Source organism: Pelomonas sp. SE-A7, assembly GCF_030345705.1.
Lineage (GTDB): Bacteria > Pseudomonadota > Gammaproteobacteria > Burkholderiales > Burkholderiaceae_C > JAUASW01.
Window position 1 is genome coordinate 1,881,778 of sequence record NZ_JAUASW010000001.1, and the last position, 22,632, is coordinate 1,904,409.

General features: G+C 67.3%; 14 protein-coding genes. 6 read left to right on the forward strand and 8 right to left on the reverse strand.

The features are described from left to right. The first annotated feature begins 144 nt into the window (after positions 1 to 144). Positions 145 to 885, forward strand: a complete 741-nt coding sequence (locus tag QT382_RS08470) for a hypothetical protein (protein ID WP_289253596.1) — start codon at positions 145 to 147, stop codon at positions 883 to 885. Between the two features lie 12 nt (positions 886 to 897). On the opposite strand, the gene QT382_RS08475 is transcribed toward QT382_RS08470, so the two are convergent. Both QT382_RS08475 and QT382_RS08480 read right to left on the reverse strand, forming a co-directional pair. Further along, positions 898 to 1,776: a BPSS1187 family protein gene (locus QT382_RS08475; protein ID WP_289253597.1), complete on the reverse strand. Its 879-nt coding sequence runs from the start codon at positions 1,774 to 1,776 to the stop codon at positions 898 to 900. Continuing rightward, positions 1,773 to 3,401, reverse strand: coding sequence for a hypothetical protein (locus QT382_RS08480; RefSeq protein ID WP_289253598.1), 1,629 nt, complete (start codon positions 3,399 to 3,401; stop codon positions 1,773 to 1,775). Before QT382_RS08480 ends, QT382_RS08475 begins: the two co-directional genes overlap by 4 nt. A 65-nt stretch (positions 3,402 to 3,466) precedes the next feature. On the opposite strand from QT382_RS08480, the gene QT382_RS08485 reads away from it, so the two are divergent. Next, positions 3,467 to 4,021, forward strand: coding sequence for a hypothetical protein (locus tag QT382_RS08485; RefSeq protein ID WP_289253599.1), 555 nt, complete (start codon positions 3,467 to 3,469; stop codon positions 4,019 to 4,021). Positions 4,022 to 4,034: 13 nt separating this feature from the next. On the opposite strand, the gene QT382_RS08490 is transcribed toward QT382_RS08485, so the two are convergent. From QT382_RS08490 to aceE, 5 genes are all read right to left on the reverse strand, one after another. Further along, the gene (locus QT382_RS08490; RefSeq protein ID WP_289253600.1) at positions 4,035 to 5,144 is read right to left on the reverse strand and encodes an NAD-dependent epimerase/dehydratase family protein; all 1,110 of its coding nucleotides are present in this window, start codon (positions 5,142 to 5,144) and stop codon (positions 4,035 to 4,037) included. A gap of 2 nt (positions 5,145 to 5,146) precedes the next feature. Beyond that, positions 5,147 to 6,487, reverse strand: coding sequence for an NTP/NDP exchange transporter (locus QT382_RS08495; protein WP_289253601.1), 1,341 nt, complete (start codon positions 6,485 to 6,487; stop codon positions 5,147 to 5,149). Between the two features lie 742 nt (positions 6,488 to 7,229). After that, positions 7,230 to 9,032: a dihydrolipoyl dehydrogenase gene (gene lpdA, locus QT382_RS08500; protein WP_289253602.1), complete on the reverse strand. Its 1,803-nt coding sequence runs from the start codon at positions 9,030 to 9,032 to the stop codon at positions 7,230 to 7,232. Positions 9,033 to 9,045: 13 nt separating this feature from the next. Next, positions 9,046 to 10,716 (reverse strand): dihydrolipoyllysine-residue acetyltransferase, encoded by a 1,671-nt coding sequence (aceF, locus tag QT382_RS08505; protein ID WP_289253603.1) that lies wholly within the window; start codon positions 10,714 to 10,716, stop codon positions 9,046 to 9,048. A 25-nt stretch (positions 10,717 to 10,741) separates the two neighbouring features. Continuing rightward, complete coding sequence (aceE, locus tag QT382_RS08510; RefSeq protein WP_289253604.1) at positions 10,742 to 13,462, reverse strand: pyruvate dehydrogenase (acetyl-transferring), homodimeric type; 2,721 nt, start codon at positions 13,460 to 13,462, stop codon at positions 10,742 to 10,744. A gap of 143 nt (positions 13,463 to 13,605) precedes the next feature. On the opposite strand from aceE, the gene QT382_RS08515 reads away from it, so the two are divergent. The 4 genes from QT382_RS08515 (at position 13,606) to QT382_RS08530 (ending at position 19,723) form a co-directional block, all read left to right on the forward strand. Further along, positions 13,606 to 16,167: a PAS domain-containing sensor histidine kinase gene (locus QT382_RS08515; protein WP_289253605.1), complete on the forward strand. Its 2,562-nt coding sequence runs from the start codon at positions 13,606 to 13,608 to the stop codon at positions 16,165 to 16,167. Further along, positions 16,164 to 16,787, forward strand: coding sequence for a response regulator transcription factor (locus tag QT382_RS08520; protein ID WP_289253606.1), 624 nt, complete (start codon positions 16,164 to 16,166; stop codon positions 16,785 to 16,787). Before QT382_RS08515 ends, QT382_RS08520 begins: the two co-directional genes overlap by 4 nt. Before the next feature lie 64 nt (positions 16,788 to 16,851). Beyond that, the gene (folD, locus tag QT382_RS08525) at positions 16,852 to 17,697 is read left to right on the forward strand and encodes a bifunctional methylenetetrahydrofolate dehydrogenase/methenyltetrahydrofolate cyclohydrolase FolD (RefSeq protein ID WP_289253607.1); all 846 of its coding nucleotides are present in this window, start codon (positions 16,852 to 16,854) and stop codon (positions 17,695 to 17,697) included. A gap of 4 nt (positions 17,698 to 17,701) precedes the next feature. Further along, positions 17,702 to 19,723 carry a M3 family metallopeptidase gene (locus QT382_RS08530; protein WP_289253608.1) on the forward strand — a complete coding sequence of 674 codons (2,022 nt, stop codon included), beginning with the start codon at positions 17,702 to 17,704 and terminating at the stop codon, positions 19,721 to 19,723. On the opposite strand, the gene QT382_RS08535 is transcribed toward QT382_RS08530, so the two are convergent. Next, the gene (locus QT382_RS08535; protein WP_289253609.1) at positions 19,724 to 22,630 is read right to left on the reverse strand and encodes an EAL domain-containing protein; all 2,907 of its coding nucleotides are present in this window, start codon (positions 22,628 to 22,630) and stop codon (positions 19,724 to 19,726) included. It abuts the gene before it with no gap. Between the last annotated feature and the right edge of the window lie 2 nt (positions 22,631 to 22,632).

Below are 22,632 nucleotides of genomic sequence, written 5' to 3' on the forward strand. Positions count from 1 at the left end.
TTTTCCTCCGCAACCGTCGCCCCGAACGCAGGACGGCCGCGAGTATCGGTCATCGCACAGACCCCGCATTAACCCGATGTACCGAATGGCAGGGGTTTTCTATCATCGCGCGCTCACTCTGAGTCTTAGCCCGGAGTCGTCCCCATGCTGCTCAAGCGTCTGGCCTGTCTGCTCGCCGCCTCGCTGATCGTGATCGGCGGGCTGCTGGCATCGCAGCTCGGTTTCCAGGCCGAGGTTCGCGAGCAGATGCGGCATAGCCTGGACCAGGCCTCGGAGTTCTACCGCAGCTTCGCCAAGCAGCCGCCGCAGATGATCACGGTGAAGCGCCGCGACGGGTCCACGTACGAGATCGTCGACCCGATGCCGCAATACCGCTTGCGCGAGGACATTGGCCGGCTGCGCTTCGGCCCCTACAACTCGGGCCTGGTCCGCATCATCGGCCCGGTCGATCCGTCCGGTGAACTGCGGCCCATGGGCGTGGAGATGGTGGGTCTGGAGACGACGCTGAAGGGCGTTCCGGACTGGACGCTTCGCGCCGAGCTGCCGGTCATGGCCACCCGACCGACGACGGTGCAGTTGCTCGGCTTCATGCTCAGCTACTGGCCCGTCAGCCTGCCGGCCCTCGCGGCCCTGGCGGCCCTGCTCTTTCTGGCAGTGCGGCCTGGCCCGACGGGCCCGGCACCGGCACTGGAACTGCCGCCGCAGCCTCAACCGGCCCAGGCGCTCGATGCCGAGTCGCTGGAACGGCTGGCCACGCTGACCCGCGACAACGAGCAGCTGACCCACCAGTTGCTGGCCCAGGGCGAGCAGCTCAAGGCCCTCACCGACCAGGTGCGTGCCCGGCGCGAGGCCAAGCATTCGCAGAAGCCGCGCACCCCGGCCTGAGGCCGCGGGACTTCAGCGAACCACCGGCAGCATCTGCTGCCACAGTGGCTTGTAGACCGGGTTGGCAATGCCTTCGCCATGGGCCCGGCCGCCCTCGCGCACCGGCTCCTTCAAGGCCTTGATCTGGGTCGCCGGCACGCCCAGGCGGTGGTAGATGCGGGCCATGGTCGAGCCCTGCTCTTCCTCGACGTGGTAGGTGCCCCACCAGCGCTCGGCCGGCGTGGCGCTGCTGCGGCCGTACCAGGGCGCGATGTCGCCGTCCCTGCCATGGTCCCAGCCGCCGGAAAACATGATCACGCCGGCCACGGCACGGCTCTGCGCCAGGTAGGCCGCCATGCCGCCGCCCTGCGACTGGCCGGCCAGCACCAGGCGTTCCCAGCGCGGCTGGCCCTGGGCATCGAGGTACTGATCCCAGCGGCCGGCGGCATCGCTGCGCACCAGGTACTGCAGCAAGGCGGTCAGGCGCGGCACGATGGCGTCCTCGGGCCGGTCACCGATCAGGCCGGTGCTGATGTCGCCCCAGACCCGTTGCTGGCGCATCTCGGCCGCACAGCCGGGCTTGCTGCGCAGGCGCGCCGGCACGCAGATCTGCGACACCGCCTGATGGTTCAGGTAGGACAGGCCGACCAGGCGATAGCCCTGCTCCAGCCAGGTTTCGAACAGCTGGCGCGGCCCCGGCGCCGGCCGCCCGTTGGTGCCGGGCAGCCACACGATCAAAGGTGCATTGGCCTGCGCGGCCTGCACGGCTCCATAGACCACCAGATGCGGCGCCTCGCCTGCGGCCAGCCGGGCATCGGTGGCATGGGGATCGATCAGCAGGCGCTGCGGCTCGGCCCAGGAGGCGGCGGCCGCCAGCGCCAGGGCGAGCAGGGTCAGGGAGCGCTTCTTCATTGCTGCACCAGCCAGCGCCTGAAGTCGGCCTGGAACTCGGACTCGCTGAGGCCGAAGGCCTGCTGGAACGAGGCGGCCGCGCCGGGCTGCTTCTGGCCCGCCAGCTTGTAGTACTCGACCCAGGCCGGCAGGAAGCGCTCGCCGGTGATGGCCTGCAGGTACATGCTCATCAAGCCGGCCATCTGATAGTTGCCGCGCTTCTCCTTCATCATCTGGGTCCAGCCGTTGGGGCTGACCGTGGCCAGCTCCTCGGGCTGCAGACTGGTCTTGTTGCCGGTGCGCCACCAGTTCAGGTTGCGGTCGCGCCAGCTGCGCATCACCTCGGTCTCGACATCGGTCACGCGCACCTGCGGCGCCAGCATGTAGGCCATCAGGTCGGCCGTGCCCTCGCGCAGCCAGACCGGCGGCCGGAAGCCCGCATGGTTGTTGTCCAGCTGCTTCTGCAGCTCATGGGTCAACTCGTGCAGCGTGGTCTTCACCGCCACGTCGTAGGCCGCGGCGCGGTTCTGCCTGGGCGTGAACTTGAGGGCGATCTGGCCCTTGCTGTTGGACAGGCCGCCGCTGACCTCGCCCTGCAGCTCGGCCCGCTCGACCGGCATGCGCATGTCTTCGCGCAGTATGGTCTCGTAGTCCTGCAGGCCGCCGCCCACATAGATGCGGGCACCGCGCACCAAGCCGACCTTGAGCGTGTCGTTGACCAGGCGATCGAACTGGGCGCTGGCCTGGCGCACCACGCCCAGCCAGTCGCGCTCGACCTGCAGGGCGAACTCGTCCTTCACATAGCCGCCCATCTTGACCTGGATGGCATTCGGGCTGGCCGCGGCCGCCTCGGCCACGGCGTCTGCTTCGGGCCGCTCGGCCTGCTGCTTCTCGACCACCGCGATCAGCTCGGCCTGGCTCAGCCCGAACTGCTGGCTGAACGCAGCCTCGGCATCGAATCCATGGCGGCCAGCGGCCTGCAGGTAAGCCTTCATGCGCGGATGGAAGTCGGCGCCCAGGCGCTGCTGCAAGGCCTCGACCAGGCTCAGGGACAGGCGCTGGGCGGCGCGCAGGGTTTGCTGGCCTTGCACCAGCTTGGCCGACTTGGCCGCGTCCGCGCCCTCGGGCCGGTGGATGGGCGGCTCGGCCGCGTAGGAAGGCAGGGTCGGCAGGTTCAGGGCCGCGACCAGCTGGCGCGCCACCAGGTCGGCCAGGCCGGTGCTCAGCCAGGCCGGCAGCCGCTTGGCCTCGCCGGCCGTCAGCTCTTCGACCACCAGGCCCATGCCCTGGCGCAGCGGCTGCAAGAGGGCGCGGCGACGCAGCTCGGCTTCGGCCAGGCCGGCCTCCACTTTCAGCTGGCCAGCAGCACCGGCCTGGATCGGCACGGCAGCCGTCGGCGTGGACAGCATCAGCAGCGACAACCGCCCGTCCAGCTTGATTCCGTATTGCGCCTGGGCAAAGGCTTCCAGCGAATCCAGCGCCTGCTTGCTGCGCGGCAGCCATTGCTCGGAGACCCGCTGCGACCAGCGGTCGGCACCGCCCGAGAACTGCAGCGGAATCTCGGCCTGCGAGGCAGTCGCGGCCAGCAGCAGGCTGACGATGAGGGAGAGGCGCAAGGCCGGCGAAGGAGCGGAGGGGAACTTCATGGACGCGCAGTCTCGCGATTCAATGTGAGCGGATTGTTGCTGAGGCGGGCAGGGACAATGCCGCCATGCCCGTGCTGATGATGCCGCGCGGCCGCCGCCGCCGCGCCGTGCTTGCCCTGATCCTCCTGTCCCTGCCCTTTCTGGCCTGGCGCCTGTTCAGGCCGCCCTGGGTCGAGGTGCGGGTCGAGGCCCGGCATTGGCAGCGCGAAGTGGAGATCGAGAAGCATGTGCTGGAGAGCGACTCCGGGCCCTGCAGCGCCATGCCGGCCACGGTGGTCGGCGAGGTGGTGCGAGCCCGGCAGGCCGACGGCCAGGAGCTGTGCCGCTACCGCTCGCCGCAGTGGCGCCGGCGCTGGTCGCTGCTTGCCGAAGGCGACCTGCCCCGCAAGCCGCAATGGCCGATCGCCGCGCTCAGCTCCCTGCCGCCCGCCGAGCTGGACGCCGAGCGGGTGGGCAAGCGTCTGGAACGCTACGAGCTGAAGCTGCTGGACGAACAGGGCCGCGACTGGCATTGCGCCCTGCCGCAGGCCCAATGGGCCGCCGTGGCGGACCAGGCCAGCTACAGGCTGCGCGTGGACCGCTACGGCGTGGGCAACTGCGCGACGCTGGAGCCGCGCTGAGTCAGTTCCTGGCTCAACCAGCCTTGGACGCCTTCCAGCGCTTGAGCACCTCGGCCTCCTGCTCGGCCGTGAAGGCCATCTTGACGCGGCCCTTCTCTTCCTTGAGCTGGCCCTTGTACCAGGCCAGCGTGTCGGCCACGGTCTGCTCGACCGGGCGGAAGCGCATGCCAGCCTTGACCGCACGCTCGTTCTTCCAGGTGTGGAAGCCCTTGGTGTCGCCATGGAAAGGCGCCCAGATCGGGAACTCCAGGTCTTCCTGCTTGGCCATGAACTCGCCCGGCACCCAGGTCAGCGTGCTGCTCGCCGAGGCCGCCTTCTGGCAGGCCGCCACGGCACGGCCCCAGGTCATGGCCTTCTCGGGGCCGATGGCGTTGAAGCGGCCGGTGGTGCGGGTCTCGGCGATCAGCACCAGCCATTCGGCCAGGTCGCGCACGTCGATCAACTGGAAGGGGTCGGTGGGTGCGCCCGGCACCACCACCTCGCCGCCCTTGTCGAAGCGCACCGGCCAGTAGGTGAAGCGGCCGGTCGGATCATCCGGACCGACGATGTAGCCGGGGCGGACGATGGTGGTGCGGCCCGGCAGCGCCTTCTCGGCCGCGGCCTCGCAGGCCGCCTTCAGGCCGCCGTAGTTGGCGAAGTTCTTGCCCATCTCCTCGACGTTCGGGTCCGCCAGCGTGGCCAGCGGCGCATCCTCGTCGCCGTACATGGGATTGGGTTCCTTGTAGCAGCTGATGCTGGAGATGTAGACGTACTGCTTGACCCGCGCGGCCAGCAAATTGGCCGAGGCGCCGACCATGCGCGGGTAGTAGCCCGAGTCGTCGAACACCACGTCCCATTCGCCGGTCTCCAGCGACTTCAGGCCCTCGCCCTTGTTGGGGTCGCGGTCGCCCTGGCGCTTCTCGATGTCGGGGAACAGGCCCGGCCGCGTGCGGCCACGGTTGAACAGCGTGAGCGTATGGCCGCGCGCCTGCGCCACGGCCACGATGGCCGGGCCCAGGAAGCCGGTGCCGCCGAGGATGAGGATGCGCAGCGGCTTGGTGGCCGCCATCACCTGGCCGAGCAGGCTGGTGCCGGAGAGGGCCAGTCCGGCCTGCAGGACTTGTCTACGCTTGAGTTGGCTCATGCTCAGCTCCTTTCTTGTTGGGGAACGCTCAGGGGAGAAGAAGAAGAAGAAGAAGAAGACGATGACGACGAGGAATGCGCTGCGTGCGCCTGCGACTTGTTGTTGACCATGCGGCCCAGCCGCGCCGCCAGCCAGGTCCAGGCCCCGGCCGTGCCCAGGGCCGCAGCCGAGACCGGAATCGCCAGCGCCGCAACCAGGGTAGGCGCCCAGACGCCCAGCACGTCGCCGAGGCGGAACACGAAGGTGTCGATGAAGGCCTTGGACTTGTAGCGCTCTTCCGGGCCCAACGGGATGTAGAGGATCTCGCGCGCCGGCCGGTCGATGGCGTAGTGGATGCCGCGGCGCAGCACCTGCACCAGGACCAGCATCATGAAGCTGGGCCACAGGGCCAGGCCGCCCATGCCGACCACGGTCAGCACCGGCAGCACCATCAACACGCCATGCACGCCAATCTGCCGCAACAGACGGCTGGTCACCAGCAACTGCAGGGTCAGGGTCAGGACATTGACGCCCACGTCGATGCGGGCAAAGGCCGCCGTGCGCTCGGCAATGCTGTCGAAGCTGCGCGCCACGATGTCGCCCTGCATCAGGTACAGGAAGGTGGTGCAGACGGTGAACAGCAGCATGTAGAGCGCGATGGCCTGCAGGTAGCGCGAGCGTGCAATCGCCAGGAAGCCGGCCTTGAAGTCGGGCCCCGGCTCGCGCTCGCGATGGCCATCGGTCGACAAATGGAACATGCTGCCAAGGCGCTGCATGCAAAGCACGGCCAGTTCCAGCGTCACCACCGCCGCCAGCATCAACCCGGCCGTCGGCAGCTGCACGCCCAGGCTTCCGCTGGACAGCAGCTCGGTCGCACCGGCGCCGACCACGGCGCCCAGCGTGCCGCCCATCGAGATCAGGCCGAACATCCGCTTGCCCTGGTCCTCGTCGAACAGGTCGGTCATCAGGCTCCAGAACACCGAGACCACGAACAGGTTGAACACGCTCAGCCAGATGTAGAACACATAGCCGAGCGTGCTGCCTCCATGGCCGGGCAGGAACGCGAACAGCGCGGCGAAGCCCAGCAGATTGAAGGCGAAGAAATGCGTGACGCCCGGGATGAAGCGCCGCCGCTGCCAGCGCGAGACCAGGGCCGCATACAGCGGATTGGCCAGCAGCATCACGATCATGGTGCCGCTCATCAGCCAGGGCAGCTTGTCCGCGCCGCGGGCAATGCCCATGGCCTCGCGCACCGGCCTGAGCAGGTAGAGGCTGGTCAGCAGAAAGAAGAAATAGGCCGCGGCCCAGAGCAGCGCCCGCCCCTCGCCGGGGCGCAGCAGCGCCAGCTTCTGAAGGCGCGTCATCGTCGTAGTCGTCATCGTCCCAACTGCTAGTTGGCCGGGATTAGATCTTGATGATCAGGGGTGGCGGTAAGTCACGGAGGGTAAACCCGTTGAGGCGCGAGGAGCGCCCACGCCTCATACAAAACATGACGGCCGTGCCGGCTTCAGCTGTGGCCCCGCTTGCTTGTGGGCCCGGAGGCGGCGGTCGGCACGAGGTGCCGACTCCCTTGCGATGCTCGGAGCCCGGGACGGGCGCACAACTCACTTCGCTCCCTTCGGTGCGCTCCGTTCAAACAAGCGCGCCCAGTCAGTTGAACGAGGCGCGCAAGCGCGCGTCCCGGACTCCTGTGCTTCTCAGCACCGCCAACGGGCCCACCGGCAAGCGGGGCCACAGCTGAGCGAACCGACGCGGTCGGCGAGAGAGGCGCATGCCACGACGGTGCCAGAGGCCCGGCCCCGCCCGCTCGCAGGCGCATGCGGGCAGCCGAGAGCGCAGCGGCCCGGGTCGGCGCGCGAATGCGCGCTTCGCTCATCTGACTCAGCGCGTTTGTCTGAACGGAGCGCACCGAAGGGAGCGTAGTGAGTTATGCGCTGCGACCCGGGCTGCGAGCACCGAGGACAGTCGGCCCCTGGGGCCGACCTGCACGCCTGCGCCTGCGAGCGGGCGGGGTCGGGCCTCCCCGAGCAGCCTCCACTGCGTCGCCCAAAAGGAAAAGGCCCGAACCGTTGCCGGACCGGGCCTGTACTTTGGCAGCAGAAACGATCAGCGCTTCTGCGGCGGCACGTCCGTGCAGCTGCCGTGGGCGATCTCCGCGGCCATGCCGATGGACTCGCCCAGCGTCGGATGCGGGTGGATGGTCTTGCCGATGTCCACTGCGTCCGCGCCCATCTCGATGGCCAGCGCGATCTCGCCGATCATGTCGCCGGCATGCGTGCCGACGATACCGCCGCCGAGAATCTTGCCGTGGCCATGGGCTTCCGGGCTGTCATCGAACAGCAGCTTGGTATAGCCCTCGTCGCGACCGTTGGCGATGGCGCGGCCCGAGGCGGTCCAGGGGAACAGGCCCTTCTTGACCTTGATGCCTTGCGCCTTGGCCTGGTCTTCGGTGAGGCCCACCCACGCCACTTCGGGGTCGGTGTAGGCCACGCTCGGGATCACGCGGGCGTCGAACTGCGACTTGGCCAGATTGGCATCGCCCAGCAGTTCGCCAGCAGCGACCTCAGCCGCCACATGTGCTTCGTGCACGGCCTTGTGCGCCAGCATCGGCTGGCCGACGATGTCGCCGATGGCGAAGATGTTGGGCACATTGGTGCGCATCTGCACATCGACGTTGATGAAGCCGCGGTCCGTCACCGCCACGCCGGCCTTGTCCGCAGCGATCTTCTTGCCATTGGGCGTGCGGCCCACGGCTTGCAGCACGAGGTCGTACAGGCCTTCGCTCTTGACGCCTTCCAGCGTCTCGAACTGCACCTTGATGCCTTCGGGCGTGGCTTCGGCGCCGACCGTCTTGGTCTTCAACATGATGTTGTCGAAGCGCTTGGCGTTCATCTTCTGCCAGACCTTGACCAGGTCGCGGTCAGCGCCCTGCATCAGGCCGTCGAGCATTTCGACCACGTCGAGGCGCGCGCCGAGCGTTGAATACACCGTGCCCATTTCCAGGCCGATGATGCCGCCGCCAATGATCAGCATCTTCTTGGGCGTGCCCTTCATCGCGAGCGCGCCGGTCGAATCGACGATTCGATCGTCGTTCGGCAGGAAAGGCAGACGCACCGCTGCCGAGCCGGCCGCGATGATGGCCTTCTTGAAGTGGATCGTCTTGCTCGCGCCGGTCTTTTCTTGCGCCGAGCCGGTGGTCTCTTCAACCTGCAGATGCTGCGGGTCGAGGAAGCTGCCGTAGCCACGCACGACCGTGACCTTGCGCATCTTGGCCATGGCGCTCAGGCCGCCAGTCAGCTTGCCAATGACCTTTTCCTTGTGGCCGCGCAGCTTGTCGATGTTGACCGTCGGCGCGCCGAAGTCCACGCCCAGGTCGGCCATGTGCGAGACCTCGTCCATCACCGCCGCGACATGCAGCAGCGCCTTGGACGGGATGCAACCGACGTTCAGGCAGACGCCGCCGAGCGTGGCGTAGCGCTCGACCAGCACGACCTTCAAGCCGAGATCGGCCGCGCGGAACGCCGCCGAGTAGCCGCCGGGGCCGCCGCCGAGGACGACGACATCGCATTCGATATCGGCGCCGCCGCTGTGCGTGGCTGCGGTCGGTGCGACCACGGGCGCGGCAGCAGGTGCTGCCACCGGAGCCGGCGCAGGAGCGGCAGTCGCTGCATCAGCGCTTTCCAGCATCAGCAAGACCGAGCCTTCGCTGACCTTGTCGCCCAACTTGACTCGCAATTCCTTGATGACGCCGGCATGCGAGCTCGGGATTTCCATCGAGGCCTTGTCGCTCTCGACGGTCACCAGGCTTTGCTCGGCCTTCACCGTGTCGCCAGCCTTCACCAGCAGCTCGATCACGGCCACATCGGTCACGTCGCCGATGTCGGGAACTTTCACTTCGATCAGTGCCATTGCGCGCTCCCGATCAAAGCGCGATGCGGCGGAAATCCGCCAGCAGCGACGCGAAGTAGACGTTGAATCGAGCAGCAGCAGCGCCGTCGATCACGCGGTGGTCCCAGCTCAAGCTCAGGGGCAGGATCAGGCGCGGCTGGAAGGCCTTGCCGTCCCACACCGGCTCGATGCTGCTCTTGCACACACCCATGATCGCCACTTCCGGCGCATTGATGATGGGGGTGAAGTACTTGCCGCCGATGCCGCCCAGCGACGAGATCGAGAAGCAGCCGCCGCTCATGTCGGCCGGGCCCAGCTTGCCGTCGCGCGCCTTCTTGGCCAGGTCGCTCATTTCCTGGCTGATCTGGAAGATGCCCTTCTGGTCGGCGTTCTTGATCACCGGCACCACCAGGCCATTGGGCGTGTCCGCCGCGAAGCCGATGTTGTAGTAGCTCTTCAGCACCAGCTTCTGTGCGTCTCCCTCGCCTTCCAGCGAGGAATTGAACTCGGGGAACTTCTTCAGGGCAGCGACCGCGGCCTTGATCATGAAGGCGAGCATCGTGACCTTGATGCCGGCCTTCTCGTTCTCCTTGTTCAGCTGCACGCGGAAGGCTTCCAGCTCGGTGATGTCCGCATCGTCGTGGTTGGTGACGTGCGGGATGACCACCCAGTTGCGATGCAGGTTGGCGCCGCTGATCTTCTTGATGCGCGAGAGTTCCTTGCGCTCGATGGCGCCGAACTTCTCGAAGTCGACCTTGGGCCAGGGCAGCAGGCCCGAGATGCCACCGCCTGCAGCAGCCGGAGGCGCTGCGGCCTTCTGAGCCAGCGTCTGCACGGCACCGGCCATCACGGACTTCACGAAGCCCTGGACGTCGGTTTCCAGGATGCGGCCCTTGGGACCGGTGCCCTTGACCTCGGCCAGCGGCACGCCCAGTTCGCGAGCGATCTTGCGGATGCTCGGCGAGGCGTGCGGCAGCGCGCCCTTGGAGGCGGTCGGGTCGTGAGCAGGCACAGCGGCGGCAGGCGATGCAGCCACGGCAGCAGCAGCAACAGGCGCGGCAGCAGCAGCGGCCGGAGCCGGAGCTGGTGCAGCGACCGGTGCGGCAGCAGCAGGCGCAGCGCCCTGCACTTCCACCAGCGCGAGCACGCTGCCCTTGGCGACCTTGTCGCCCAGCTTGACCTTCAACTCCTTGATCACGCCAGCATGCGAGCTGGGGATCTCCATCGAGGCCTTGTCACTCTCGACGGTGATCAGGCTCTGCTCGACCTTCACGGTGTCGCCGGCCTTGACCATCACCTCGATGACCGCGACTTCGTCGAAGTCGCCGATATCGGGCACGACCACCTCGACGACCGAGGAAGCACCTGCGGCCGGCGGCGGCGCTGCCGGAGGCGGTGCGGACGGCGGGGGCGCTGCCGGCGGAGGAGCAGCAGGCGGCGGAGCTGCCGGACCGGCCGCGGCCACACCTTCAGCTTCGAGCACCAGCAGCAGGCTGCCTTCGCTGACCTTGTCGCCCAGGGCGATCTTGATTTCCTTGACCACGCCGGCAGCGCTGCTCGGAATTTCCATCGAGGCCTTGTCGCTCTCCACGGTCACCAGGCTCTGCTCGAGCTTGACCGTGTCGCCGACCTTGACCATCAACTCGATCACCGCGACGTCGCTGACGTCGCCGATGTCGGGAACCTTGACTTCAACCAATGCCATGTTCTTGTCTCCGTGAACCGCGCGATCAGGCGTACAGGGGGTTGATCTTGTTGGCGTTGATGCCGTACTTGACGATCGCCTCGGCCACCTTCGCAGCCGGCAGCTTGCCTTCGTCGGCCAGCGACTTCAGGGCCGCCACGACGATGTAGTGACGGTTGATTTCGAAGTGCTCGCGCAGCTTGGAGCGGAAGTCCGAACGGCCGTAACCGTCGGTGCCCAGCACCTTGTACGAACGGCCGGCCGGGATGAAGGCGCGGATCTGCTCGGCGTAATTCTTCATGTAGTCGGTCGAGGCGATCACCGGGCCGCTGGTCTTGCTGAGCTGCTGCGTCACGAAAGGCACGCAGGCCAGTTCGGTCGGGTGCAGCAGATTCCAGCGCTCGGCGTTCTGGCCGTCGCGGGCCAGCTCGTTGAAGCTCGGGCAGCTCCACACGTTCGCGCCAATGCCCCAGTCCTGTTCCAGCAGAACCTTGGCCGCCTGGCTTTCGCGCAGGATGGTGCCGGAGCCGAGCAGGTTGACCTGCACCTGTGCCGGCGCAGCTTCTTCCAGCAGGTACATGCCCTTCAGGATCTGCTCTTCCGTGCCCTGCTTCAGGCCCGGCATCGCGTAGTTCTCGTTCAAGAGCGTCAGGTAGAAGTAGACGTTCTCCTGGTTCTCGACCATGCGCTTCAGGCCGCTGTGCATGATGACGGCGACTTCGTGCGCGAAGCTCGGGTCGTAGGAGATGCAGTTCGGGATCGTGCCCGCCAGGATGTGGCTGTGGCCGTCTTCGTGCTGCAGGCCTTCGCCGTTCAGCGTGGTGCGGCCCGAGGTGCCGCCCAGCAGGAAGCCGCGCGCCTGCATGTCGCCCGCCGCCCAGGCCAGGTCGCCGATGCGCTGGAAGCCGAACATCGAGTAGTAGACATAGAACGGAATCATCACGCGGTTGTTCGTCGAGTACGACGTCGCCGCGGCGATCCACGAGGCCATGCCGCCCGCTTCGTTGATGCCTTCCTGCAGGATCTGGCCGGCCTTGTCCTCGCGGTAGTACATCACCTGGTCCTTGTCGACCGGGGTGTAGAGCTGGCCCTTGGGGTTGTAGATGCCGATCTGGCGGAACAGGCCTTCCATGCCGAAGGTGCGGGCCTCGTCCACCAGGATGGGCACGACGCGCGGGCCGAGGTCCTTGTCGCGCAGCAGCTGCGTCAGGAAGCGCACATAGGCTTGCGTGGTCGAGATCTCACGGCCTTCGGCGGTGGGCTCGAGCACGGCCTTGAAGGTGTCCAGCGGCGGCACGGTGAAGCTCTCGTCGGCCTTGACGCGACGCTGCGGTAGATAGCCACCGAGGGCCTGACGGCGCTCGTGCAGGTAGCGCATCTCGGGCGTGTCGTCGGCCGGCTTGTAGTACGGCAGCTTGGGCAGCTCGCTGTCCGTGATCGGAATGCCGAAGCGGTCGCGGATGTACTTGATGTCCTCGTCGGTCAGCTTCTTGGTCTGGTGGACCGTGTTCTTGCCTTCACCGGCCTTGCCCATGCCGTAGCCCTTGACGGTCTTGACGAGCAGCAGGGTCGGTTGGCCAGAGGTGTTGTTGTGCGCCTTGTGGAAGGCGGCGAAGACCTTCTCCGGCTGGTGGCCACCGCGGCGCAGCTCGAAGATCTCTTCGTCGCTCATGTGCTCCACGAGCTTGGCGGTCTCCGGGTACTTGCCGAAGAAATGCTTGCGGACATAGGCGCCGTCATTGGCCTTCATGGCCTGGTAGTCGCCGTCCACGGTTTCCATCATCAGCTGCTTGAGCTTGCCGCTCTTGTCGCGCGCCAGCAGCTCGTCCCAGCCCTTGCCCCAGATCAGCTTGATGACGTTCCAGCCGCTGCCGCGGAACTCGCCTTCCAGCTCCTGGATGATCTTGCCGTTGCCGCGCACCGGGCCGTCCAGGCGCTGCAGATTGCAGTTGATGACGAAGACCAGGTTGTCCAGGCCCTCGCGTGCGGCCAGGCCGATGGCGCCCAGCGATTCCGGCTCGTCCATCTCGCCGTCGCCCATGAAGGCCCAGACCTTGCGGTTCTCGGTGTTGGCGATGCCACGGGCATGCAGGTACTTCAGGAAGCGGGCCTGGTAGATGGCCATCAAGGGGCCCAGGCCCATCGAGACGGTCGGGAACTGCCAGAACTCGGGCATCAGCTTTGGATGCGGGTAGCTCGACAGGCCCTTGCCGTCCACTTCCTGGCGGAAGCTGTCCAGCTGGGCTTCGCTCAGGCGGCCTTCCAGGAAGGCGCGGGCATAGATGCCGGGCGAGCTGTGGCCCTGGATGTAGAGGAGGTCACCGCCGTGCGTCTTTCCACCATCGGCGCTCTCGGCGTGCCAGAAGTGGTTGAAGCCGGCGCCCAGCATCGAGGCCAGCGAGGCGAAGGAGCCGATGTGGCCGCCCAGGTCGCCGCCGTCAGCGGGGTTCAGGCGATTGGCGCGAACGACCATGGCCATGGCGTTCCAGCGCATGTAGGCGCGCAGGCGCTTTTCGATCTCGATATTGCCGGGGCACTTGGCTTCCTGCTCCACCGGGATGGTGTTCACATAAGCCGTGGTGGCCGAGAACGGCACGTCGATGCCGGACTGCCGGGCATGGTCGATCAGCTGGTTCAGCAGAAAGTGAGCGCGCTCGCCACCTTCCTCGCCAATGACGGCAGACAGGGCGTCCAGCCATTCCTTGGTCTCGAGGGCGTCGGTGTCGTTGGCGGCTGCGCCTAGGAAGGACTGGGGCTGCGCGGACATGGCTTTGTCTCCTGTTCTGAGCCTTTAGAGGCCATTCTCGAAAAAGTTCGGGCGGAGTGTCTCATAGACTCTTTCGTTTTCCAAATTGCGCGACGCCATTTCACATAACGAAATCATGGCGTTCGCACCGAAGAGTCGGGGCGATGCCCGCCCCGATAATCCCGGCCATGCCCTTGCAAGTGAAATCTGCCGCTTCCCGTTTGCTGAGCCCGGCGCGCCGCCAGCTCGCCGGTTGGTGGCGCCGCCAGTCGCCCGCCCGCCAGGACCGCTTTGCCACGCTGGGTCCTCTGATCTCGGTGATGCTGTTCCTGGCCTGCATCATTGCGGCCTTCTGGTACCTCAGAAACGAGGAAATCGAACGCGAGACCGAGGGCGTCAAGCGCGACACCGAGATTGCCCAGCAGCAGCTGCGGCTGCGCCTGTCGGAGAACCAGCAGCAGCTGACCCAGATCGCCCGCGACATCGTCAACCGCGGCATAGACACGGCCGAGTTCCGCAGCCAGGCCAACAGCTTTGCCCGCGAGCGGCCCGAGATCACCCAGATCATCTGGCTGAACGGCCGGCGTGAACGCCGGGCCAGCGTCAGCGGCGCCGGCTTCCAGACCGACAGCCAGGCCAGCGACAGCGGCCCCGATCCCTCGCTGCCGGCCCTGCTGCCCAGCGGCCAGCCCAATGCGGCCGAGCTGGCCTTCCAGGTGGTCAAGGAAAAGCGCAAGGAACATTCCTCAGCGCCCTTCAGCGACGCCAACGGCACCACCGTGTTCCAGCTCCATGTGCCGGTGCTCGACCGCAACGTCTTCCACGGCGTGCTGGTGGCCGAGTACTCGGTCGATTCGCTGCTGCGCTACTACGTGCCCAGCGAGGTCAGCAACCGCCACGGCATCTCGGTGATCGACTCGCGCGACCAGTTGCTGTTCAGCACGGTGATGACCATGCCGGGCCAGCGTGCGCAGAAGGCGACCATCTTCCACGAGGTGCCCATGCCCTCGCTGAACGGCCTGGTGCTGCGCGGCACCGGTTACCGCACCTCGATCGGCCTGATCTCCAACACGCTGTTCTGGATGGTGGTGGCGCTGTCGGTGCTGACCGTCTGGATGCTGCTCGGCACCTGGAAGCACATGCGGCGCCGGCTGCAGATCCAGAGCGCCCTGATCAACGAGACCAATTTCCGCCGGGCCATGGAGAACTCCATGCTGACCGGCATGCGCGCCATGGACATGGAGTCGCGCATCTCCTATGTGAACCCGGCCTTCTGCGCCATGACCGGCTTCTCCGAGGCCGAGCTGATCGGCCGCAAGCCGCCCTTCCCCTACTGGCCGCCGGACCGCTACGAAGAGAACGCCCGCTTGCTGCAACAGGAAGTTCAGGGCCGCAGCCCGGCCGGCGGCGCCGAGGTCAAGGTGATGCGCAAGGACGGCACCATCTTCGACGCCCGCATGTATGTCTCGCCGCTGATCGACCCCAAGGGCAAGCAGACCGGCTGGATGACCTCGATGACCAACATCACCGAGGCCAAGCGGGTGCGCGACCAGCTCAGCGCTTCGCACGAGCGCTTCACCACGGTGCTGGAAGGCCTGGACGCGGCGGTGTCGGTGCTGTCGGTGCAGCAGAACGAGCTGCTGTTCGCCAACCGCAGCTACCGGCTCTGGTTCGGCGCCGACCCCAGCGGCCACGCCATGCTGGCCGGCAGCCAGTTGCCCAGCGACAGCGGGAACGCGGTGGATGAATACACCGGCCTGCCCGCCGCCCACCTGACCGAGGTCGGCTCCGACCCGCGCGAGGTCTTCGTCGAGTCGCTGCAGATGTGGTTCGACGTGCGCGCCCGCTACCTGCAGTGGACCGACGGCCGCCTGGCCCAGATGCTGATCGCCACCGACATCACCTCGCGCCGCCATGCCGAGGAGCAGCAGGCCCTGGCCGCCGCCAAGTCGCAGGTGACCAGCCGATTGATGACCATGGGCGAGATGGCTTCCAGCGTGGCCCATGAGCTGAACCAGCCGCTGACCGCCATCACCAACTACTGCAACGGCATGGTCTCGCGGGTGCGCGACGACAACATCCGCAAGGAAGACCTGCTGACCGCGCTGGAGAAGACCGCCAAGCAGGCCCAGCGGGCCGGCCAGATCATTCACCGCATCCGCAACTTCGTGAAGCGCAGCGAGCCGCAGCGCCAGCTGTCCAGCGCGCCCGAGATCGTCGAGGACGCGGTCGAGCTGGCCGGCATCGAGCTACGCCGGCGCAATGTGGCGATCCATACGTATGTCGCACAACGCTTGCCTCAGCTGCTGGTCGATCCCATCCTGATCGAGCAGGTGCTGATGAACCTGCTGAAGAACGCCGCCGAGGCCATAGACAACGCCAGCCTGCCGGTTTCGCGCCGCCACATCGAGCTGCGTGTGGTTCCCAAGCACACCCCTGAACTCGGGGGGCATGTGGAGTTCTCGGTGACCGACATGGGCCCGGGCCTGCCGGACGAGGTCATAGAGCGCATGTACGAGGCCTTCTTCTCGACCAAGGCCGATGGCATGGGCATAGGCCTAGGGTTATGCCGGTCTATCGTCGAGTCCCACCAGGGCCGGATCCGTGCTGAGAATCTATACAATGGCGCGGCTATTGTGGGGTGCCGGTTCGCCTTCACCATCCCGGTAGACATCCCCCGCCCCGAGCCCTCGGGCACTGCATTGAACACTGCTGCAACACCATGAGCTTGATTCCCAAGAAGGGTAATGTCTACGTAGTCGACGACGATGAAGCCGTGCGCGATTCGCTGCAATGGCTGCTGGAGGGCAAGGACTACCGCGTCAAGTGCTTCGACTCGGCCGAGTCCTTCCTGAGCCGCTACGACCCGCGCGAAGTCGCCTGCCTGATCGCCGACATCCGCATGGAAGGCATGAGCGGCCTCGAGCTGCAAGACCGCCTGCTGGAGCGCAAGAGCCCGCTGCCGGTGGTCTTCATCACCGGCCACGGCGACGTGCCGATGGCGGTGCAGACCATGAAGAAGGGCGCGATGGACTTCATCGAGAAGCCCTTCAAGGAAGACGAGCTGCTGGCCCTGGTGGAGCGCATGCTCGACCAGGCCCGTGACGCCTTCTCCAGCCATCAGGAAGCCGCCAGCCGCGACGCCCTGCTGAGCCGCCTGACCACGCGTGAGGCCCAGGTGCTGGAGCGCATCGTCGCCGGCCGCCTGAACAAGCAGATCGCCGACGACCTGGGCATCTCGATCAAGACGGTGGAGGCGCACCGCGCCAACATCATGGAGAAGCTCAACGCCAACACCGTGGCCGACCTGCTCAAGATCGCCCTCGGCGCGACGGCCAAGGCCTGATCCCCACACCACACCCCCACGAGGCCGCTGCGAGACAGCGGCCTCTTGCATTGAGGAGTTCCAAATGACGGCACAACTGATCGACGGCAACGCCTTGTCGAAGCAAGTCCGTGCGGAGGTCGCCCAGCGTGCCGCCGCCCTCACCGCCCAGGGCCGCAAGCCCGGCCTGGCCGTGGTCCTGGTCGGCGACAACCCGGCCAGCCAGGTCTATGTGCGCAACAAGGTCAAGGCCTGCGAAGACGCCGGCCTGCACTCGGTGCTCGAGAAGTACGAGGCCACGATGAGCGAAGACCAGCTGCTGGCCCGCATCGACGCGCTGAACAAGGACCCGAGCATCCACGGCATCCTGGTCCAGCTGCCGCTGCCCAAGCACATCGACGACCACAAGGTCATCGAGGCGATCTCGCCGGCCAAGGACGTGGACGGCTTCGCGATCGAGAGCGCCGGTGCGCTGATGGTCGGCGAAAAGGGCTTCAAGGCCTGCACGCCCTACGGCTGCATGAAGATGCTGGAGAGCATCGGCATGAAGGACCTGAAGGGAAAGCATGCGGTCGTGATCGGCCGCTCCAACATCGTCGGCAAGCCCATGGCCATGATGCTTTTGCAGGCCAATGCCACGGTCACCGTCTGCCACAGCGGCACGGCCGACCTGGGCGCCATGACCCGCCAGGCCGACATCGTGGTGGCCGCAGTCGGCAAGCGCAATGTGCTGACCGCCGACATGGTCAAGCCCGGCGCCGTGGTCATCGACGTGGGCATGAACCGCAACGACGAAGGCAAGCTCTGCGGCGACGTCGATTTCGACGGCGTGAAGGAAGTGGCCGGCTGGATCACCCCGGTCCCCGGTGGGGTCGGACCCATGACCATCACCATGCTGCTGGTCAACACCCTAGAGTCGGCGGAACGTTGACCGGATGACCGCCATGAACCCGCTGCTCTCGACCGCCGCCCTGCCGCATTTCGCCCAGATCCGGCCCGACCATATCCAGCCTGCCATAGCCCAGCTGCTGGCCGACGCCAAGGCAGCGCTGGCCACGGCCACCTCGGACGAGACGCCGGCCGACTACGACACGCTGGCTCGCGTGCTGAGCGTTGCGACCGAGCGGCTGTCGAGCGCCTGGGGCGCTGTCGGCCACCTGAATGCAGTGGCCAACACGCCGGAGCTGCGCGAGGCCTACAACGCCATGCTGCCGGCGGTGACCGAGTTCTATACCGAGCTGGGCGCCGACGAGAAGCTGTTCGCCAAGTACAAGGCGATCAACACGAATGCCGGGCGTCTGAGCCCGGCCCGCCGCCAGGCGCTCAAGCTCTGGATACGCGACTTCGTGCTGTCCGGCGCCGAGCTGCAGGGCGAAGCCCGCGAGCGCTTCGCTGCCATCCAGGAACGCAGTGCCGAGCTGGGCCAGAAGTTCTCCGAGCATGTGATGGACGCGACCGACGGCTTCGCCCACTACGCAAGCAGCGAGGAGCTGAAAGGACTGCCGGCCGACGTGCTCGAGGCGACCCGCGCCGCCGCAGAGGCCGAAGGCAAGCCTGGCCACAAGCTGACCTTGCATGCGCCCTGCTACCTGCCGGTGATGCAGTACGCCGACAGCCGCCAGCTTCGCGAGCTGATCTACCGCGCCTATTCGACCCGGGCCAGCGAGCTGGGCGCGAATCCGGCGCTGGACAACGGTCCGCTGATGCAGGAACTGCTGATGCTGCGCCAGGAAGAGGCGCAGCTGCTGGGCTACCCGACTTTCGCCGACGTCTCGGTCGTGGCAAAGATGGCCGACTCGCCGCAGCAGGTGCTGGACTTCCTGCGCGACCTGGCCCGCCGCGCCCGACCCTACGCCGAGAAGGACCTGGCCGAGCTGCACGAGTTCGCCGCCAAGGAACTGGGCCTCACCGATCCGCAGGTCTGGGACAACGCCTATGTGTCCGAGAAGCTGAAGGAAGCCCGCTACGCCTTCAGTGACCAGGAGGTCAGGCAGTACTTCACCGTGCCGCGGGTGCTGGCCGGCCTGTTCCAGATCATCGAGCGGCTGTTCGACGTGAAGATCGTCGAGGCCGAGGCCGAGGTCTGGCACGAGTCCGTGCACTTCTATCGCCTGGAGCGCAAGGGGCAATCGGTCGGCCAGTTCTACCTCGATCTGTACGCGCGCACCGGCAAGCGGCCCGGCGCCTGGATGGACGAGGTGCGCAGCCGCTGGGCCCGCCCTGAGGGGGTTCAGCAGCTGCCGGTGGCGCAGCTGGTCTGCAACTTCCCTTCGCCGGTTGGCGACAAGCCGGCCCTGCTCACGCACGACGACGTCACCACGCTGTTCCACGAATTCGGCCATGGCCTGCACCACCTGCTGACCCAGGTGGACGAGCTGGGCGTCTCGGGCATCTCCGGTGTCGAATGGGATGCGGTGGAGCTGCCCAGCCAGTTCATGGAGAACTTCTGCTGGGAATGGGAAGTGCTGCAGCAGCTGACCGGCCATGTGGACAGCGGCGAAGCCCTGCCCCGCGCGCTGTTCGACAAGATGATCGCGGCCAAGAACTTCCAGAGCGGCCTGCAGACCTTGCGCCAGATCGAGTTCTCGCTGTTCGACATGCGACTGCACGCCGAGCCGGGAACGGAGAAGCAGGTGCAAGCCATCCTCGACGAGGTGCGCGCCGAGGTCTCGGTGATACGCCCGCCCGAGTTCAACCGCTTCCAGCACAGCTTCTCGCACATCTTCGCGGGCGGCTATTCGGCCGGCTACTACAGCTACAAATGGGCCGAGGTGCTGAGCGCCGACGCCTGGAGCGCCTTCGAGGACGAGGGCGTGTTCAATCCGGCCACCGGCAAGCGCTACCTGCAAAACATCCTGGAGATGGGCGGCTCGCGCGAAGCCTTGGAGAACTTCAAGGCCTTCCGCGGCCGCGAGCCCAGCATCGACGCCCTGCTGCGCCACCAGGGCATGGGCTGATCAGGCCCCGGCGCCGCCGCGTTCCTCGATCCAGCGGCTTGCCTCGGCTTCCGGCAGGGCCTTGGCGAACAGCCAGCCCTGCCCCACCTGCACGCCCAGCTCGGCCAGCTGCCTGGCCTGGGCTTCGTCCTCGACGCCCTCGGCCAGGGTCTGCTTGTCCAGCGCCTTGGCCAGGCCGACGATGGTGCGGACGATCTCTATCGCCTCGCGGCCGGCCTCCAGCCGCATCACGAAGCTGCGGTCTATCTTCAGCGTGTCGAAGGGGAAGCGGTGCAGGTAGGCCAGCGATGAATAGCCGGTGCCGAAGTCGTCGATGGAAATCTTGAAGCCCAGGCCGGCCAGCTCGCGCAAGACCTCGGCCGAACGCTGCGGATTGGCCATGGCCATGCTCTCGGTGACCTCCAGCTTGAGCTGCCGCGGCGGCACGTCGCCCAGTGCCTGCAGCACGGCGCGGGCATCGGCGAGCAGCTCCTGGTCGCGTTCAAGCTGAACCCCGGACACGTTGACCGCCACCTCGCCGGCAAAACCCAGCGCCTGCCAGCGCCGCAATTGCGCGGCCGCCTCGAACAGGGTCCAGCGGCCTATGGCGGCGATCTGGCCGCTGGCCTCGGCCACCGGGATGAAGTCGCCCGGCATCATCATGCCGCGCTGCGGATGCTGCCAACGGATCAGCGCCTCGAAACCCAGCAGCTGGCGGTCGTCGAGCCGGATGAAGGGCTGGTAGAACAGCTTGAACTGCCCGCCACCGGCCAGGGCCAGGTCGATCTGCTCGCGCAGCCAGCGGCGCGAACGCTCGACCAGTTGCTCGGCCGGGTCGTAGTAGTGGCGGCTGCCCGGCCCCTGCTCCTTGGCCCGGGCCAGCGCCGACTCGGCCGCACCTATCAGCTCCTCGGCCATGGCCGGGCCCTCGGCCGCCTGGGCCCAGCCCACGCAGGCGCTGAGCTTCTGCATGCCGCCCTCGGCGAGCGCAAACGGCAGATCCAGTCTTGCCAGACTCCACGCGACCAGGCCATGGTCCTGGCCGAGTCGCCCGCGGAAGGCGATGGCGAACTCATCCGAGCCCAGCCGGGCCAAGGTCAGGCTCTGGCCATCCCTCAGCTTCAGGCGCTGAGCCGTCTCCACCAGCACCGCATCACCGGCCGACAGGCCATTGGCCTCGTTGAAGGCGCGGAATTCGTCCAGGCCCAGCAACAGCAGGCTGGCATCGCCTTCGGCCATCAGGGCCTCCAGCTGAACCGTGAACAGCGTGCGATTGGGCAGGCCGGTCAGCCGGTCATGCAGCGCGTCGTGGCTGAGCTGCTGCTGCAGCCGGTGCAGCTCCGACACATCGGTCAGCGAACCCGCCATGCGCACCGCACGGCCATCGTCCCGCGTGGCCATGCCGCGAGCCAGCAGCCAGCGGTGCTGGCCGCCCTGCTCGAACTCCAGCAGGTGATGCAGCTGGCGCGTGCGCCCCTGCAGGTGTTCGTCCAGTGCGCGCTGGAATTCAGCCTGCGCCGACGGCGAAAGCGGTCGGGTCCAGGCCTGGATGTCGCGCGCCTCGCCGGCGTCCAGGCCCATCAGGTTCAGCCAGCGCGGCGAGAAATGCACGCTGCCGGCGTCGATGTCCCAATCCCACAGGCCGTCATTCGCGCCTTCGGCGGCCAGCGCATAGCGCTGCTCGCTCTCACGCAGCGCCTTGAGCGCCGCCTGGCGCCGCTGGTGCTCGGCAGTGGCGCGCAGCGTCAGTGCGCCCAGCAGGGCCAGGCCGGCGGCCAGGGCCGGGAAGGCCGGGGCGATGAATTCCTGTGCGGTCTCGAACCGGCTCTGCAGACCCAGGGCCAACAGCAGCGTCACCAGCAGCACCAGCGGCAGGCCCACTCTTGGCGGCAGCCAGCCGATCAGCCCCACCACCAGCAAGGGCCAGCCGAGCATCAGCAGCAACTCGACCCGCTCGGCCCATTCGGGACGGCGCAGCACGCGCTCGCCCAGGATGTTGTCCACCGCCGTGGCCAGTCGCTCGACCCCCGGCAGGCCGGCATCGAAGGGGGTGGGAAAGGCATCGCCGCTGCCAATGGCCGTGGTGCCGATGATGACGATGCGGTCCTTGACCCGCGTCTCCTGGCCGCCCGCCAGCAGTTGCGACAGTGACATCTGCTCGAAACGCCCGGCCGCGCCGTAGTAGTTCAGCCATTGGCGCGACTGGTCGTCCAGCGGCACGCGCAACTGGCCCACCTGCGCTTCACGGCCCTGCTGCAGGCGCGCCTGACGCCAGTCCTCGCCGGCGGCCTGGGCCGCAATGCGCAGGGCCAGCGTCGGATAGACCTCGCCTTTGAAGGCCAGAGCCGGCAGGTCAAAGCGCAGTGCGCCATCGCTACCCCGCAGCGCCGTGACGTGACCCAGGCCCAGGGCCAGATCGGCAAACTGCGGCAAGGGCGCGAGCAGGCGGCGGGGCCGCAACAGCACGGCTGAATCGCGCAGTTCGCCACTGACGCGGGGCCAGGCACTGTTCAGCACGGCGTGGTTGTCGCCGCCATCCAGCCCGGCATCCTCGGCCAGGGCGATCGGCAGCAGCACCTTGCCTGAGCGGGCAATCGCAGCAGCCAACGCGGCATCGCCGGCGGGCTCGCCTGGCTCCAGCAAGAGCAGGTCCATGGCCACCACGCGCGAGCCGCGCAGCCGGTCCAGCCCGCTTGCCAGTGCCTGGCGGTCCAGCGTTCCGCCGCGCAGCGCGGTGGACTCGTCCACGGTGACGATCAGCAGCGGCGCCGAGGGCTTGAGCGGTCCACGCCACTGCATCTGCAGGTCCAGGCTGAGCCGGTCCAGCCGGTCCAGCAGCCCAATGCGCGAGCTCTGCGACCAGCCCCACAAGGCCAGCAGCGCCGCCAGCAGCGCGACTCCCAGGTAGGCCAGGCGCAGCGGCTTCATGG